Source organism: Cupriavidus necator A5-1 (genome assembly GCF_000744095.1).
Taxonomy (GTDB): Bacteria; Pseudomonadota; Gammaproteobacteria; order Burkholderiales; family Burkholderiaceae; genus Cupriavidus; species Cupriavidus necator_A.
Genome location: NZ_JQLI01000001.1, coordinates 4,431,386 through 4,446,362 on the forward strand (window position 1 = coordinate 4,431,386; position 14,977 = coordinate 4,446,362).

General features: G+C 69.4%; 11 protein-coding genes. 4 read left to right on the forward strand and 7 right to left on the reverse strand.

Going from position 1 to position 14,977, the window contains the following annotated elements; all coding sequences use genetic code 11:
* Positions 1-27: 27 nt before the first annotated feature.
* Together K307_RS19715 and K307_RS47885 are read left to right on the forward strand one after the other, a co-directional pair.
* Positions 28-921 carry a helix-turn-helix domain-containing protein gene (locus tag K307_RS19715; protein WP_042882342.1) on the forward strand — a complete coding sequence of 298 codons (894 nt, stop codon included), beginning with the start codon at positions 28-30 and terminating at the stop codon, positions 919-921.
* A 26-nt stretch (positions 922-947) separates the two neighbouring features.
* Positions 948-1,103, forward strand: coding sequence for a TonB-dependent receptor (locus tag K307_RS47885; protein WP_230625962.1), 156 nt, complete (start codon positions 948-950; stop codon positions 1,101-1,103).
* Here the strand turns inward: K307_RS47885 and K307_RS19720 are convergent.
* The 5 genes from K307_RS19720 to K307_RS19740 all read right to left on the reverse strand — a co-directional run bounded on the left by K307_RS19720 (position 1,075) and on the right by K307_RS19740 (position 9,742).
* Positions 1,075-5,505, reverse strand: a complete 4,431-nt coding sequence (locus tag K307_RS19720; protein ID WP_080745069.1) for a response regulator — start codon at positions 5,503-5,505, stop codon at positions 1,075-1,077. The genes K307_RS47885 and K307_RS19720 overlap by 29 nt on opposite strands.
* Positions 5,506-5,652: 147 nt before the next feature.
* Positions 5,653-6,027, reverse strand: a complete 375-nt coding sequence (locus K307_RS19725) for a PRC-barrel domain-containing protein (protein ID WP_329955904.1) — start codon at positions 6,025-6,027, stop codon at positions 5,653-5,655.
* Positions 5,918-7,210: a PLP-dependent aminotransferase family protein gene (locus K307_RS50660; RefSeq protein WP_329955905.1), complete on the reverse strand. Its 1,293-nt coding sequence runs from the start codon at positions 7,208-7,210 to the stop codon at positions 5,918-5,920. Before K307_RS50660 ends, K307_RS19725 begins: the two co-directional genes overlap by 110 nt.
* A gap of 62 nt (positions 7,211-7,272) precedes the next feature.
* The gene (locus K307_RS19735) at positions 7,273-8,358 is read right to left on the reverse strand and encodes a porin (protein WP_042880626.1); all 1,086 of its coding nucleotides are present in this window, start codon (positions 8,356-8,358) and stop codon (positions 7,273-7,275) included.
* Between the two features lie 466 nt (positions 8,359-8,824).
* Complete coding sequence (locus K307_RS19740) at positions 8,825-9,742, reverse strand: LysR substrate-binding domain-containing protein (RefSeq protein ID WP_042882349.1); 918 nt, start codon at positions 9,740-9,742, stop codon at positions 8,825-8,827.
* 192 nt (positions 9,743-9,934) lie between these two features.
* Between K307_RS19740 and K307_RS19745 the strand changes: the two genes are divergently transcribed.
* The gene (locus K307_RS19745) at positions 9,935-10,957 is read left to right on the forward strand and encodes a DUF1338 domain-containing protein (protein ID WP_042880628.1); all 1,023 of its coding nucleotides are present in this window, start codon (positions 9,935-9,937) and stop codon (positions 10,955-10,957) included.
* A gap of 98 nt (positions 10,958-11,055) precedes the next feature.
* Here K307_RS19745 and fusA read toward each other — a convergent pair whose 3' ends face one another.
* On the reverse strand, positions 11,056-13,164 hold the full coding sequence (gene fusA / locus K307_RS19750) for an elongation factor G (RefSeq protein ID WP_042880630.1): 2,109 nt from the start codon (positions 13,162-13,164) through the stop codon (positions 11,056-11,058).
* Positions 13,165-13,468: 304 nt separating this feature from the next.
* Here fusA and K307_RS19755 point away from each other — a divergent pair, with 304 nt between their 5' ends.
* Entirely contained in the window at positions 13,469-14,095 is a 627-nt protein-coding gene (locus K307_RS19755) for a response regulator transcription factor (protein WP_042880632.1), read from the forward strand.
* Between the two features lie 75 nt (positions 14,096-14,170).
* Here the strand turns inward: K307_RS19755 and K307_RS19760 are convergent, their stop codons facing one another.
* Complete coding sequence (locus tag K307_RS19760; RefSeq protein WP_042880635.1) at positions 14,171-14,926, reverse strand: FadR/GntR family transcriptional regulator; 756 nt, start codon at positions 14,924-14,926, stop codon at positions 14,171-14,173.
* Positions 14,927-14,977: the final 51 nt, after the last annotated feature.

Consider the following 14,977-nt stretch of genomic DNA (forward strand, 5'->3'; position numbering starts at 1 on the left):
ACATTGCTGGTAAACACTGAAGCCGCCGTGAGACCCGTTCCGACCTACTCGCTGTATGGCGTGAATTCCACAGAACCGCTGTCCGACCAGCTGCATTTCGAGTCCATCGCCGCGCGCAGCCGCTTGTACGGGTGGGAGATCAAGCCTCACCGGCATGAGCGCTTCCTGCAAATTCTGTACATCCATGCGGGCGGCGGCGAAGCCCTGCTGGAAGAACGCCGCGAGGCGCTGCGCAGCGGCTCGCTTGTGACGATGCCGCCACGGCATATCCACGGCTTCGTCTTTACGCCGGACACCGACGGCATGGTGGTGACCATGACCGACAGCCATCTGCGCACGCTGCTGGCGGGGGTGCCGGATGCGCTGCCGCTGTTCGAGCGCCCACGCCACGACCGCGTGCGGCGCGGCCATGCGCTGGCGGATGCACTGGGGCTCTTTCGCGGGGAGATGGAGGCGGTATCGGCCTGGCGTGGGGCGTCGCTGTCGTCATTGCTGACGCTGGTGCTGATCGGCATTGCACGGCTGGCGAACGCCGCGGCACCGGCAGCGGCACGCAGCAGCAGCCGGCCCGCGCGGCATTTCCAGCATTTCCAGCAGTTGCTCGAGTCGGACTATCGCGAGCAGAAGGAGATTGGCTACTACGCCGGTGCCCTCGGCGTCACGCCCACGCAACTGAACCGCGTGTGTCGCCAGACTTGCGGCCAGTCCGCGCTGCAGATGATTCACGCCCGCTTGCTTGCCGAAGCGCAGCGCGACCTGCTCTTCAGCGACCTGGAAATCAAGCACATCGCGCTGTCGCTCGGCTTCTCCGATGCCGCTTACTTCTCGCGCTTCTTCGCGCGGCTGGTGGGGCAGGCGCCGACGGAGTTCCGGCAATCGGGGCGGGCGCGGCTGCCTGCGTTTGCGATGCGGCAGATGTAAGCGCTTTGACGCCGCGGGCGGGACCGGTGCGCTACAGCTTCAAGGCGGCGCAGCAGCGCTACACGCTGCGCGCCGCGGTGGAGAACGTCGCCAACAAGGCGTATTGGGCATCGGCCTACGGCGGCTACCTGGTGCAAGGCGCGCCGCGCACGTTCAAGCTGTCGATGACGGTGGGCTTCTGAGGCTGCGCGCGGGGCTGTCGACGGGAATGGCGGTGCCGTGCAGTGCCTCGAGCAGCGCCTGCGGTGCGTAGGGCTTGCGCAGCACCGCCGCGTCGCCGAGCGCCTCGCGCTGCGCCGGCGTCAGCGCCAGCGCATGGCCGGTGGCGAACACCACGCGCAGGCCCGGATGGCGCTCGCGCGCGGTGAGCGCCAGGTCTACGCCGGAACCGCCGGAGCCGCCGTGCAGCGACACATCGGTCAGCAGCACGTCGATCCCGCCGCGGGAGAGCAGCGCCAGCGCCTCGAAATCGCTTTCCGCCTCCTGCACCTCGGCACCGCAGCTGCGCAGCAGCTCGGCGGTGCCGGCGCGCACCAGCGCATCGTCGTCGACAAACAGCACGCGCATGCCGGTGGCCCGCGGCTCCGGGCCGCCCGGCGCCGGCACCTTATCGATGCGCGCGGCGCGCTGCCCCCGGTTGGCCAGCACATGCCGTACCTTGCGCGCCAACGCCTCACGCGTATAGGGCTTGCTGAGCAGTTCGATGCCGGCGTCGAGCCGGCCGTCATGGACGATCACGCTGTCGGTATAGCCCGAGGTGAACAGCACGCCGACGCCCGGCAGGCGCTCGCGCACCTTGCGCGCCAGCTCGGTGCTGCGCAGCGGGCCGGGCATGACCACGTCGCTGAACAGCATGTCTAGCGGCTCGCCGCGCTCGACGATGGCGAGCGCCTCCTGCGCGTCGCGTGCGCGCAGCACCTGGTAGCCGAGGCCGGCCAGCATGTCGACCACGGTGGCGCGCACCGCCTCGTCGTCCTCGACCACCAGCACGGTTTCGGCGCCGCCGCGCGCGGAGCCGGTGTCGAGTTCCATGTCGGGGTCCTCGGCCTGCTCGACGCGCGGCAGATACAGCCTGACCGTGGTGCCGCGACCGGGCTCGCTGAGGATCTTCACGTGCCCGCCCGACTGGCGGGTAAAGCCATACACCATGCTCAGCCCGAGGCCCGTACCCTGGCCTTCGGGCTTGGTGGTGAAGAACGGCTCGAACACATGTTCCTGCACCTCCGGCGGCATGCCCACGCCGGTATCGGTGACGGCAAGCATCACGTACTGTGCCGTGCCGGAGCCCGGGCGCGACTGTCGTGCGGGCGCGTCGTCCAACGCCTGGTCCGGATCCACGTCCAGCGTCGCGTTGCGCGCTTCGATGGTCAGGCGCCCGTGTCCGTGCATGGCGTCGCGCGCGTTGATCGCCAGGTTCAGCAGCGCGTTCTCGACCTGGAATGGGTCGACCAGCGTATTCCACAGGCCGTCGGCGACCAGGGTGTCGATCTCGATGCCGTCGCCCAGCGCGCGGCGCAGCATGTCGTCCAGCGTGCGCACCAGCCGACCCAGGTTCACCACCTTGGGCGCCAGCGGCTGGCGCCGGCCGAAGGCCAGCAGCTGCGACGCCAGCTTGGCGCCGCGCCCCACGCCGGCCAGCGCATTGCGCAGGCGCAGCCCGGCGCCCGCATCGTTGGCCAGGTCGCGCGCCAGCAACTGCAGGTTGCCGCCGATCACCTGCAGCAGGTTGTTGAAGTCATGCGCGACGCCGCCGGTGAGCTTGCCGATGGCTTCCATCTTCTGCGCCGTGCGCAGGGCCGCGTCGGCGTGGCGCAGCGCGGCCTGCGCTTCACGGTCGCCGGTGACGTCGCGGCCCACGCCGTGGATATGGCCGTTGGCGGGGTCCATCGTCAGCGTCCAGGCCAGCCAGCGCAGCGTGCCGTCGGCGCGCGGCTGGCGGCATTCGAAGCGCACCGGGTTGCCGTCGTGGCGCAGCGCGGCCAGTTGCGCGGTCACGGGCACCAGGTCGTCCGGATAGATGAACGACAGGTAGGGCCGCCCCAGCGCGTCGTGCGGCGGATGGCCGAGCGTGCGGGACCAGGCCGGGCTCACGCGCTGCAGGCTGCCGTCGAAGCCCGCCACCAGCAGCAGGTCTTCGCTCAGCTCCCACAGCCGGTCGTGGTCGGCCACGGCCTGCGCCACGCGCCGCTCCAGCGTGGCGTTGAGTTCCTGCAGGCGGCGCTCGGTGGCGCGGCGCAGCGCGGACAGGCGCAGGTTGCTGGCCACGCGCGCCAGCAGTTCGCGCGCGGAGAAGGGTTTGACCAGGTAGTCGTCGGCACCCGAGCCGAGCCCGCTGAGGCTCGCTTCTTCGCCCGCGCGCGCGGACAGCAGCAGCACCGGCGTGTCGCGCAACGCGGCATCGGCGCGCAGCGCGCGCACCAGGCCCAGGCCGTCCAGGCGCGGCATCATCACGTCTGACACGATCAGCGACGGCGGTTGCGCGCGCGCCAGCGCGAGTGCCGCCACGCCGTCGGCGGCCACCGCGACCCGATGGCCGGCCGCGCTCAGCAGGCGCCGCATGTAGTCGCGCAGGTCTTCGTTGTCGTCCACCACCAGCACCGTGGCGCCGTTGGCCACGGCGCCGGACTGTGCCGCCTGGGCCTGGATGGCGACGTCCTCGGCTGCCATCGCCATGACCGGCGCTTCTGCCTGCGGCCAGCGCAGCGTTGCGTCGACATAGGCCCGCGCCTGCGCGCTGCTGGCCGCGGGCGCGACGGCGGCGATGGTGTCTGCCTGCGTTGCCGCCGCGGTATCCGTTGCCCCCATTGCGGTGGCAGGCAGCGTGACGGTGAAGCAGGTGCCCTTGCCCTGCACGCTCTCGGCCTCGATCGCGCCGCCGTGCAGCCGCACCAGTTCCTGCACCAGCGCCAGGCCGATGCCGCTGCCTTCGATCGAGCGGCCCTGGGCGCCCTCGACCCGATGGAAGCGCTCGAAGATGCGCGGCAGTTCGGCGGGCGGGATGCCGATGCCGGTGTCGCGCACGCTGAACACCACCGCACCGTCAGCGTCGGCACCGCCGCGCGCGCCTACGCTGACGGTGATGCTGCCGGCAAAGGTGAACTTGAAGGCGTTGGAGACCAGGTTCAGCACGATGGTCTCCCACATGTCGCGATCCACCGCCATGGCGCGCGCTAGCGGCGGGCACTCGACCCGCAGGGCCATGCCGGCGCCTTCCACGCTGGCGCGGAACAGCGAGGCGAGGTCCGCGGTGAAGGCCGCGAGCTCGGTGGGCTGGCGGCGCATCTTCACCCGCCCCGATTCGATGCGCGAGAAGTCCAGCAGCGCGTTGACCAGCTTCAGCAGGCGCACGCCGCTGCGCTGGGCCATCTCCAGCAGCGCGCGGTCGCCATTGTTCTCCCTGACGTCCGCCCGCCGCAGCAGTTCTTCCAGTGGGCCCATCATCAGCGTCAGCGGGGTGCGGAACTCATGGCTGATATTGGAGAAGAAGGTGGTCTTGGCGCGGTCGAGCTCGGCCAGCGCCTCGGCGCGCTTGCGCGCTTCCTCATACGCCTGCGCCGAGTTCATGGCGGCGCCGATCTGGCCCGCGACCAGGTTCAGGAAGCTGCGGTAGCGGTCATCGAAGAGCCGGAACGGATTGAGCCCGACCACCAGCACGCCGCGATGCGACGCGCTGCCCGAAGGCGCCACCGCTATTACCGCGGCCGACCCGGGTGGCATGCTCCAGGCGCCCGTCGGCAGCGGCGTGGCAAAGTGCGTGCCCAGGCCGTTGACCAGGCCGGGACGCTGGTGCTGCAGCACATCGGCCACCGGCCAGGGCGTGAGCGCTTCCAGCGCCAGCGTGGGCGGTGCGGCCGGGTGGCCCGGGCCGATGCCGGTGACGGCCACGCGCTGCAGCGCGTGGGCGCCGGGCTCGGCGATGTACAGCAGCGCGAACACGATGTCGCGCGGGTCCGACGACAGCGCGCGCATGGTGCGCTCGCAGGCCTCGCGCCACGCGCGCGCATCGGTGGCGGAGGCGGCCACGTCGCGCAACACATTCAGCTGCCGCTCGGCCAGCACGCGCTCAGTGTCGTCGCTGTTGGCGCAGATGATGCCGCCGGTACCGCCGTGGTCGTTCGGCACCGGACTGTAGGAGAAGGTGTAGTAGGTCTCCTCCTGGTAGCCGTTGCGCTCCATGATCAGCAGCTTCTGCTCGACGAAGGTGCCTTCGGTGCCGGTCATCGCGGTGGCCAGCAGCGGCGCGATCTCGGGCCAGATTTCGCGCCAGACCTGAGAGGTCGGCTGGCCCAGCGCGGCGGGATGCTTGCCGCCGATGATCGACTTGTAGGCGTCGTTGTAGAAGAAGTGCAGCGCGTCGCCCCATCCGATCCAGATCGGCTGGCGCGAAGTAAGCATGATGCGGATGGCGGTCTTCAGGCTGTGCGGCCAGCCTTGCGGCGGACCCAGCGGCGTCGCGGCCCAGTCGTGGGCGCGGATCAGGGCGCCCATTTCGCCACCGCCGGCGAGAAAGCCCTGCGTCGCGGCCGATGCGCTGCCACTGGTCGGGTATGGCGAAGGCGTCACGCTGCCGTCGGGTGTTCTCATGGTTGTCTCCCGAGCCGCGCCGGCATGGCGCCGGCCAGTGCGTCTCGCCAGACTTTGCCTAGCCTTGCCGGGCAATGCAAGCACGCCGCGCCCGGCAGGGCAAGGCGCCGCCCGCGAGCGGGCGGCGGGCGACAGCAATTTGCTGTCTTACAGCGGCGGGCTGATCCAGTACGGATCGCGGCCGTAGTACTCGTGCACGGTAGTGCCCCACTGCGGGTCGGCCATGCTCGGCCAGCTGTCCTTGTTGAAACCGGGCGCCGACTTGATCCGGTCTGCCGTCACGGCGATCCGGAAGCACTTTTCGTCGGTGTCCATGACCAGCGCGCCCCACGGGATGGCGTGTAGCGTATCGCCGATGCCGAGGAAGCCGCCGGTGGTCAGCACCGCGTAGGCGATGCGCCCGTGCGGCACGTCAAGCATGATCTCGGAGATCTTGCCCACATGTTCGCCGTCGGACGAGTACGCCTTGGTACCGTCCAGGCTGGATGCCGCCATCACTTCCGGGCCGGGACCTTCGCCCACGCCGGAACCGACGATGGCCGCGCCTTGACTGCTGGGAGACTGGGTTTGCATGCTGAGCTCCTTTTCGGAAAGCGGATCGGAATGCGTGGCACGCGCAATGACCATGCCTGCGCCGCGCGCGGCGCAGGGGCGCGCCGCGGCGTCGTTGCCGGGTGCGGCCTCGGTAATTCTTTCGCGCGGCTTGAAAAAAAGGCGGTAGGAGGACGCGTGCGGAATGCGCGCGTGCTTCAGCGCAGCAGGGTGGCCAGCCGTCCGGATCGCGGCATCGACACGCTCGGCGCGGATCATGCCGAAGCCCAGCGCATCGGCGCCGCGCCCCGGCGTGAGCGCCAGTTCGCCCAGCGGCAGCACGCGGATGCCGGCGGCCGCAGCGGCTTGCGCCAGCGCGCGGGCATCGCCCGCCTGGGGGTGCAACCGTGTCGCGAGGTGCAGGCCGGCGTCGGCGGCAGGGGGGCGAGGCGCCCGGCGCAGTGGCGCGCCAGCGCGGCCAGCAGCGGTCGCGCCGGCCGGTGTAGGCCGCGCGCATCTTGCGAATGTGCCGGGCAAGGTGCCCCTCGGCCATGAAAGCTGCGAGCGTGTCCTGCGCCAGCAGCGCGCTGTGCCAGTCGGTGTATTGCCCGGCGGCCACCACGGCATCGCGCGCCCACGGCGGCACCACCGCGTAGCCCAGCCGCAGGCCGGGGAACAGGCTCCTGGAAAACGTGCCGACGTACCAGACCAGCTGGTCCTGGTCCAGCGTCTGCAAGGCGTCGAGCGGACGGCCGCCGTGGCGGAATTCGCCATCGTAGTCGTCCTCGACCACCACCGCGCCATGGCGGCGCGCAAAGGCCAGCAGCGCGCGGCGCCGCGCCAGCGACAGGGTCGCGCCCAGCGGAAACTGGTGCGAGGGCGTGACGCAGATCACACGCGCGCCGGCGGGCAGCTGGTCTACCTGCATGCCCTCGTCGTCCACCGGCACTGGCACCAGCCGGGCCCCGGCCGCGGCAAAGGCATGGCGCAGCGGCGGATAGCCGGGGTCTTCCACAGCCACTACGGTCTTGCCCGGCGTGACCAGCACGCGCGCGATCAGGTCGAAGGCCTGCTGCGCGCCGGAGGTCACGACCACGTCGTCGGCGCCGCAGGCTACCGCGCGCGCGAACGAGACGTGGCTGGCAATCGCTTCGCGCAGCTGGACGCGCCGCACGACATCGGCGTCGCGCTGCGCGCCTTCCTGCTCGGACTGTCCGTGGAGGGGCGGTGCGGCGCTCAGAACTGATGCCGCATGCCCAGCATGACACCCACGCGCGTGGTGTTGTCCACGCCCGCCGCGGGCGTGCCGGCCCAGTACTCGGTCTCGCGGCCCACGGCGCCACCGCGCGCGTGCACGGCGTCGGCTTCCAGGTACAGGCTGGTGCGTTTGGACAGCGCATAGTCCGCCACCACGGCAATGCTGTCGGCGTTGCCGCTGCCCAGCAGCGCCGGCACGTCCTGGAACTGCGTGGTCACGTTGCCGCCTTGCCAGTAGCGGTAGTAGGCGCCCGACAGGTGCAGCGCCGGCGTGAGCTGGTAGCCCAGGCCGGCGAAGGCGATGTTGAAGCGCGCATCGCCCGCGGATTCGCGCCGGCCCATATGGCCGAGGTAGGCGGTGGCCTTGCCGAACGCGTACGAGCCGCCCACCGAATAGTTGCGCACGGTGTTTCCGCCATCGGCGCTCTTGCGCTGGTCATAGGCCGCGCCCAGCGCCAGCGCGCCCTGCTGGTACATCAGGCCGCCGCCCAGCGTGGTGCCGCGTGCCAGGCTGCCGCGCTGCTCGCCGGCGCCGTAGTCCAGTTGCAGGGTCAGCGGGCCGAAGCTGCGCTTGTAGACCACGCTGTTGTTGATGCGGTAGTCCTGGAAAAAGATGTCGCCGCCCAGATAGATCGGATCGGACCAGAAATTGCCCCAGCCCTGGGCGAGCGGGTTGAAGGCCCAGCCGATATTGTTCAGCGCGTTGTACTGGCGCCCGAAGGTCAGGCTGCCCCAGTCACCGGAGAGGCCCGCATAGGCCTGGCGCCCGAACAGCGCGTTGTAGCTGGTGCGGCCGTCGTCGCTGCCGATGCCGGCCTCGAGCTGGACGATGGCGTGGTTGCCGCCGCCAAGGTCCTCATCGCCCTTCAGGCCGAAGCGGCTGCCGACCAGTCCGCCGGACACCAGCGCGGCCTGGTCGTTGTGATGGCCGTCCAGGTTGGAGGTGTAGCGCACGGCGGAGCTGACGATGCCGTACAGGGTCACGCCGGGCGCGGCGTGGGCGTTGTGGGCGGCGACGGGCAAAAGCCCGGCCGCCAGCAGCCAGTGGCTGGCTGTCTTCTTCATGGATTTCCTCCGGAAGTCGGACTCGTCGGGCGCCTGGTTCGCGCGCCGGGGCGAATCCTTCAGGCCGATGGCCTGCTGGTTCCAGTCCCGCGCAGGGGCACGCGGGTCGTCATCGGGCGGGCGCAACGATGCGCGCGGCCCGGGCGAGGGTCGAAGTGGGCGAGGTGCCTTGGTGGCGGCGAATGCCGGCAATGTTGCCGGGCAAGCCTTGTGCGGCGCCGGCTTGCGGCGCCACGGGGAGCGGCCCGAAGGCCTGGAGTGGGTTCGCCGGCGCCCACTTCGCGGGTCGTTCCGGCTATTGCCGGTGTGACGTAAAAGGCGTGACCGGGGTGGTCCCCGGCGCGGCGAACAGGCGGTAGTTTACCCGCATTGCGCGCGCACCCCTTGAAAGTGACGGATGGGGCGCGGCAAGCCTATGCCTTGCCGCGCGCCAAAACGCTGCCAGCTTCGCCTGGATATGGGCGCGTCAGACGCCCGCGCTGGCGACCTGCGCATCGCGCGACAGCCCGAGGATCCAGCCGCGGAATGCCGCCAGCGCTTCGGACGCCGGGCGTCCGTCCGGATAGGCGAAATAGTAGCCCTGGTGCTCGTCCAGCATGCCCGCTAGCGGGATCATCAGCTGGCCGGTTTGCAACTCGCGCTCGATCAGCAGGCGCGGCGCCAGGCCGATGCCGAGCCCCGCGCTGGCGGCGGCCGTCATCATCGTGAACAGCTCATAGCGCGGCCCGCGCGAAGCGGCCAGCGCGTACTCCCACCCCTGCGCCGCATACCAGTCGCGCCAGGCGTTGGCGCGGGTGCTCAGGTGCAGGTGGCGGCAGCGCGCCAGGCTGGCGGCGTCTGTGATGGCGTGTTCGGCCAGGAAGGCCGGGCTGCAGACTGGCACCATGCCGCCTTCGCGGAAGATCACGCCGCCGCGCGTGCCAGGCCAGAACTGGTCGCCGAAATAGATCGCCGCGTCGTACGCGCATTCCTGGAATGAGAATGGCTGCGAGCGCGCAGAAAGGTTGACGGTGACGTTGGGATGGCGCCGCGCAAAGTCAGGCAGGCGCGGGATCAGCCATTGCGTGGCGAAGGTCGGCACCACCGCCAGCTCGAGCGTGTAGCCCATGGCGCGGCCGGTGGTGATCTCCAGCGTGTCGCGCTGCAGGTGGTCCAGGTGGCGCCGGATGCGGGCGGCGTATTCGCGCCCGGTATCGGTCAGCACCAGGCGCCGGCGCACCCGCGTGAACAGCGCCACGCCCAGGCGCTGCTCCAGCTGCGCCACCTGCCGCCCCACCGCGCTGTGCGTCAGCGCCAGCTCGGCGGCGGCGCGCGTAAAACTGCCCAGCCGCGCCGAGGCTTCGAAGGCCTGCAGCGCGCCCAGGTTGGGGATGTCGTTTCTCATGGGGCGGCCGGGAGTGAAGGCCGACAGTATAAACAGCAGCGCCGCGCGGATCGTGCGCCGCACGCACAACGTTGTGCGCAATGCGCGCTTGTGCGGGCGATGCGCCCAACCCTATCCTGCCCTGCGGATCGGCGCCGACCGCTTGCGATGCGAATCCGGCGGCGCGATCCCACTGCTCACCTATCCGCGCCCATGACTGCCAATATCTCCACGCTCCTTACCGCCACCGTCGGCGCCGCCCGCGCCGCGCAACTGCTCGCGCTGGTCACGCTGCCCGCCGCGCTGCCGCACGACCCGCAGGGCCGCGCCACCCGCGCCGAAATCGCCCAGGCGCTGAACATGGTGCTGTTCGGCGGCATCCTCGAGCGGGTACCGACCGGCCGCGCCTACACCGGCGACGTCGCTGCCGCCGGCGGCAAGGTCACCTTCGACCACGGCGCGCTGCGCACGGTCAAGTGGCGCGACAACGGCGCGCTGCCCGAAGGCGAGGCCGCCTTCACGCGCATCCTGCGCCCGCTCGGCTACGTCCTCAACGGCACCTATCCTCTGGAGCGCATCGGCATGACCGGCCGCTCGTACGCGCATGCCGATGCGCCGGAAGAGATCGCCCAGTTCTTCCTCAGCGAATTCCATCCGGAACGCTTCAGCGACGACTTCCGCGCCGCCGTCAGCCGCGTCACCGGCACCTCCGCCGATCCGCTCACGCCGCGCGCGCAGACCCTGCTGTGGCAGCTTGAGCGCGACGGTGCGCTGGATGTGGCCGACGCCGCCGAACTGGTGGGCCTGCTGGTGCCATGCTTCGAACGCCAGCACGCCGCGCCGAGCCTGGCGGACTATGAAACGCTGCTGCGCGAATCCGCCGAGATGGCGTGGATCGCCACCGAGGGCAACGCCTTCAACCACGCCACCGACCGTGTCGAGGACGTGTTCGCGCTGGCCGAGCAGCAGAAGCAGCTGGGCCGGCCGATGAAGGACAAGGTCGAGGTGTCGCGCAGCGGCCGCGTCAAACAAACGGCGTTTCGTGCCGATACGGTGCGCCGCACCTTTGTCGGCGCGCGGGGCGAGGCGGTGGAGCGGGAAGTGCCGGGGTCGTTCTATGAGTTCATTACGCGCGATCGCTTTGCTGAGCAGGCAGCGGCGCCGCAGCGTTATGACCTGGGGTTTGATGCGGGGAATGCGCAGGGGATTTTCAAGATGACGGCGCCGGTGTGTTGAGGTGATAAAGGGGGGAGGGCTTTGATGCGCCTGCCCTCTCCCCCGACCCCTCTCCCGCAGGCGGGAGAGGGGAGAAAGCCAGCGGCGGACGCGGGTCTTTATCCAGCCTTTTTCGCCGAAATCACCGCCTCCGCCACATTGGCCGGCGCCTCGGCATAGTGCTTGAACTCCATCGTGAAGGTCGCGCGCCCCTGCGTCAGGGAGCGCAGCGTGGTGGAGTAGCCGAACATCGTCGCCAGCGGCACTTCGGCGCGCACGATCTTGCCGCCGCCGCCCGCGATGTCTTCCATGCCGTGGACCATGCCGCGGCGCGAGGACAGGTCGCCCATCACGTTGCCGGTGAATTCCTCGGGCGTTTCCACCTCGACCGACATCATCGGCTCGAGCAGCGCGGGCTTGGCCCGGCGCATGCCTTCCTTGAAGGCGATCGAGCCGGCCATGCGGAAGGCGTTTTCATTGGAATCGACGTCGTGATACGAGCCGAACACCAGCGTTGCCTTGATGTCGACCACCGGGTAGCCGGCCAGCACGCCTGACTGCATGGTCTCCTTGATGCCCTTGTCGACCGCCGGGATGAATTCGCGCGGCACCACACCGCCCTTGATCGCGTCGACGAATTCATAGCCGCCGCCATGCGGCAGCGGGTCGAGGTTGAGTACCACGTGGCCGTACTGGCCGCGCCCGCCGGACTGCTTGATGAACTTGCCTTCCACATCCTTGACCGGGTGGCGGATGGTCTCGCGGTAAGCCACCTGCGGCTTGCCGACCGACGCTTCCACGCCGAACTCGCGCCGCATGCGGTCCACCAGGATTTCCAGGTGCAGCTCGCCCATGCCCGAGATGATGGTCTGGCCGGATTCCTCGTCGGTGGCCACGCGGAAGGACGGGTCCTCCTGCGCCAGGCGGTTCAGCGCGATGCCCATCTTTTCCTGGTCGGCCTTGGTCCTGGGCTCCACCGCCTGCGAGATCACCGGCTCGGGGAAACTCATCCGTTCCAGGATGATGACCTTGTCGGGGTCGCACAAGGTGTCGCCGGTGGTGGCTTCCTTCAGTCCGACCGCCGCGGCGATATCGCCGGCGCGCACTTCCTTGATCTCGTGGCGCACGTTGGCGTGCATCTGCAGGATGCGGCCCAGGCGTTCGCGCTTGCCCTTGAGCGGGTTGTAGACGCTGTCGCCGGAATTGACCACGCCGGAATACACGCGGAAGAAGATCAGCTGGCCGACAAACGGGTCGGTCATGATCTTGAACGCGAGCGCGGAGAACGGCTCGTCGTCGGTCGGGTGGCGCTCGGCGTGGCGGTCGTCCTCGGTATGGCCCATGATGGCGGGCACGTCGGCGGGCGAGGGCAGGTAGTCGATCACGGCGTCGAGCATGCTTTGCACGCCCTTGTTCTTGAAGGCGCTGCCGCACAGCATCGGCACGATCTCGTTGGCGATGGTGCGCTTGCGCAGGCCACGCTTGATCTGCTCTTCGGTCAGCGGTTCGCCCGACAGGTATTGGTTGAGCAGCGCCTCGTCGGCCTCGGCGGCAGCCTCGACCATCTTGTCGCGCCATTCCAGCGCGGTGGCGAGCAGCTCGGCCGGGACGTCCCGGTATTCGAAGCGCACGCCCTGGCTGGCATCGTCCCAGACGATGGCCTTCATCTTGACCAGGTCGATCACGCCCAGGAAGTGGTCCTCGGCGCCGAGCGGGATCTGGATCGGCACGGCGCGGCCCTTGAGGCGGTCGGCGATCTGCGTCTGCACGCGGAAGAAGTCGGCGCCGACGCGGTCCATCTTGTTGACGAAGGCGATCCGCGGTACCGCGTACTTGTTGGCCTGGCGCCAGACGGTTTCCGATTGCGGCTGCACGCCGCCGACTGCGTCGTAGACCATGCAGGCGCCATCGAGCACGCGCATGGAGCGCTCGACTTCGATGGTGAAGTCGACGTGTCCCGGCGTATCGATGATGTTGATACGGTGTTCGGGGTAGTTGCCGGCCATCCCTTTCCAGAAGGCCGTGGTGGCAGCCGAGGTGATGGTGATGCCGCGCTCCTGCTCCTGCTCCATCCAGTCCATGGTGGCAGCGCCATCGTGCACTTCGCCCAGCTTGTGGTTGACGCCCGTATAGAACAGGATGCGTTCCGTCGTCGTCGTTTTGCCGGCGTCGATATGCGCGCTGATGCCGATGTTGCGGTAGCGCTCGATGGGGGTCTTGCGGGGCACGTGATCTCTCCAGGATGAATCACCGGCTTAGAGAGTAGCACCACTGGCCATTTGCCGTTGCCCCTGCCGTGGGCAGGGACACGCACCCTGGATCATCGGAAAGCGTGCCCTTGCTTCTGAGGCCGCCATAGGGCGCGGGCTGCAATACGATGCAGAATTCGCCCAACCTCCGCGCCTCCGTGGCTCCCTATACTGGCCGCTCATCGCAGCGGCCTGCCTGCACGCCGCCGAGCCATCCCACCCCCTTCCAGGGATGCGCCGGTTGTTCCTTCAGCCGATGCCTTCCAGGACTACAGACCCACGCATGACAACCATCCTGATCGTTGACGACCATCCGGCGATGCGGCTGGTGCTCAAGAACCACCTGCTGCAATTGCTCGGCGTGGACGAAGTGATCGAGGCTGATAACGGACAGTGCGCGATCGAGCTGGTGCGCCTGCGCACGCCCGAGCTTGTGCTGCTGGACCTCGATATCCCGCGCTCGAGCGGGCTGGACGTCGCCCCGCGCCTGCGCGCGATCCATCCCCAGATACGCATCCTGGTGGTGACGGCGCTGGACCCGGCGGTGTTCGTCAGCCGCTCATGGCAGTCGGGCGCGCAGGGCTTCGTCAGCAAGACCCAGGACCTGAAGGAAATCCTGCGCGCGGTCGAGGCGGTGCTGGCCGGCTACACCGTGTTCCCGGCGATGGGCCGCGACGGCGCGCCGCGCCAGGCCATGTCGGCGGACGAGGAGACGCTGCGGCGGCTGTCCGACAAGGAACTGGTGGTGCTGCAGATGCTGGCGCGCGGCATGTCGTACAAGGCCATCAGTGCCAGCCTCTTTATCAGCAGCAAGACCGTCAGCAGCTACAAGGCCCGGATCATGGCCAAGCTGCAGGTGTCGTCGCTGGTGGAACTTGTGGACTTTGCGCGCCGCCGGCTGACGCCGTAAGGGATGGGTCAGTCTTTCTTATTAGACATCGTATGACGCAACCCACTGGCCGCGCGTGGCGCGCGGGCAGTTCGCTCAGGCCGGGCCGGAGGCCTTGCGCAGCCGTTCCCGGCTGTTGGTCAGGTGCATGCGCATGGCTGCCTTGGCCGCGTCGGGGTCGCGCCGCTCGATCGCGTCGTAGATGTTCTCGTGCTCGATATTGACGCGCTCCAGGTACTGCTCGCGCTCGGGCGTGCTGACCTGCAGGCGGCTGCGCGGGATCAGCATGGTGCCCAGGTGGCCCATGATGTCGGTGAAATAGCGGTTGCCGGTGGCGCGTGCAATCGCCAGGTGGAAGGCGAAATCGCTGTCCACGGCATCGTTGCCGGCGCCGGTGTTGCGCTTGAGTTCGTCCAGCGCCTGGCGCATCGCCGCCAGCTGCGCGTCGGTGCGACGCGTCGCGGCCAGGCCCGCCGCCTCGGCCTCCAGGCTGACGCGGAACTCAAGCATGGCCATCACGTCCATGGCGGTGCCCAGCGCATCCGGCCCGATGCGGAAAGGCGAGGGCGCCTCCGCCGCGCGCGCCAGCACGAACGTGCCGATGCCGTGGCGCGTCTCCACCAGCGCGCTGGCCTGCAGGCGCGACAGCGCTTCGCGCACGACCGTGCGGCTCACCCCCATCGACGCCATGATCTCCGACTCGGTCGGCAGCTTGTCGCCAGGCTTGAGCTTGCCCTGGCTGATGTCTTCGCCGAGGGTTTGCACCACTTCTTCGGCAAGCGTGCGGCCGCGGCGGCGCAGCGGCGCAGGAGTGACGGGCGGGACGGACTGGGTGGAAGTAGAGTTAGGCATGGCGGATACGGGCGGGGTTTCCCGGACTTGACCGGTTCGAGATGGCCTCAT

Bases quoted from the DNA above. Each gene is read 5' to 3' on its own strand.
- K307_RS19720 (WP_080745069.1), bottom strand. From the start codon at position 5,505: ATGAGAACACCCGACGGCAGCGTGACGCCTTCGCCATACCCGACCAGT.
- K307_RS19735 (WP_042880626.1), bottom strand. From the start codon at position 8,358: ATGAAGAAGACAGCCAGCCACTGGCTGCTGGCGGCCGGGCTTTTGCCC.
- K307_RS19740 (WP_042882349.1), bottom strand. From the start codon at position 9,742: ATGAGAAACGACATCCCCAACCTGGGCGCGCTGCAGGCCTTCGAAGCC.
- K307_RS19745 (WP_042880628.1), top strand. From the start codon at position 9,935: ATGACTGCCAATATCTCCACGCTCCTTACCGCCACCGTCGGCGCCGCC.
- K307_RS19755 (WP_042880632.1), top strand. From the start codon at position 13,469: ATGACAACCATCCTGATCGTTGACGACCATCCGGCGATGCGGCTGGTG.
- K307_RS19760 (WP_042880635.1), bottom strand. From the start codon at position 14,926: ATGCCTAACTCTACTTCCACCCAGTCCGTCCCGCCCGTCACTCCTGCG.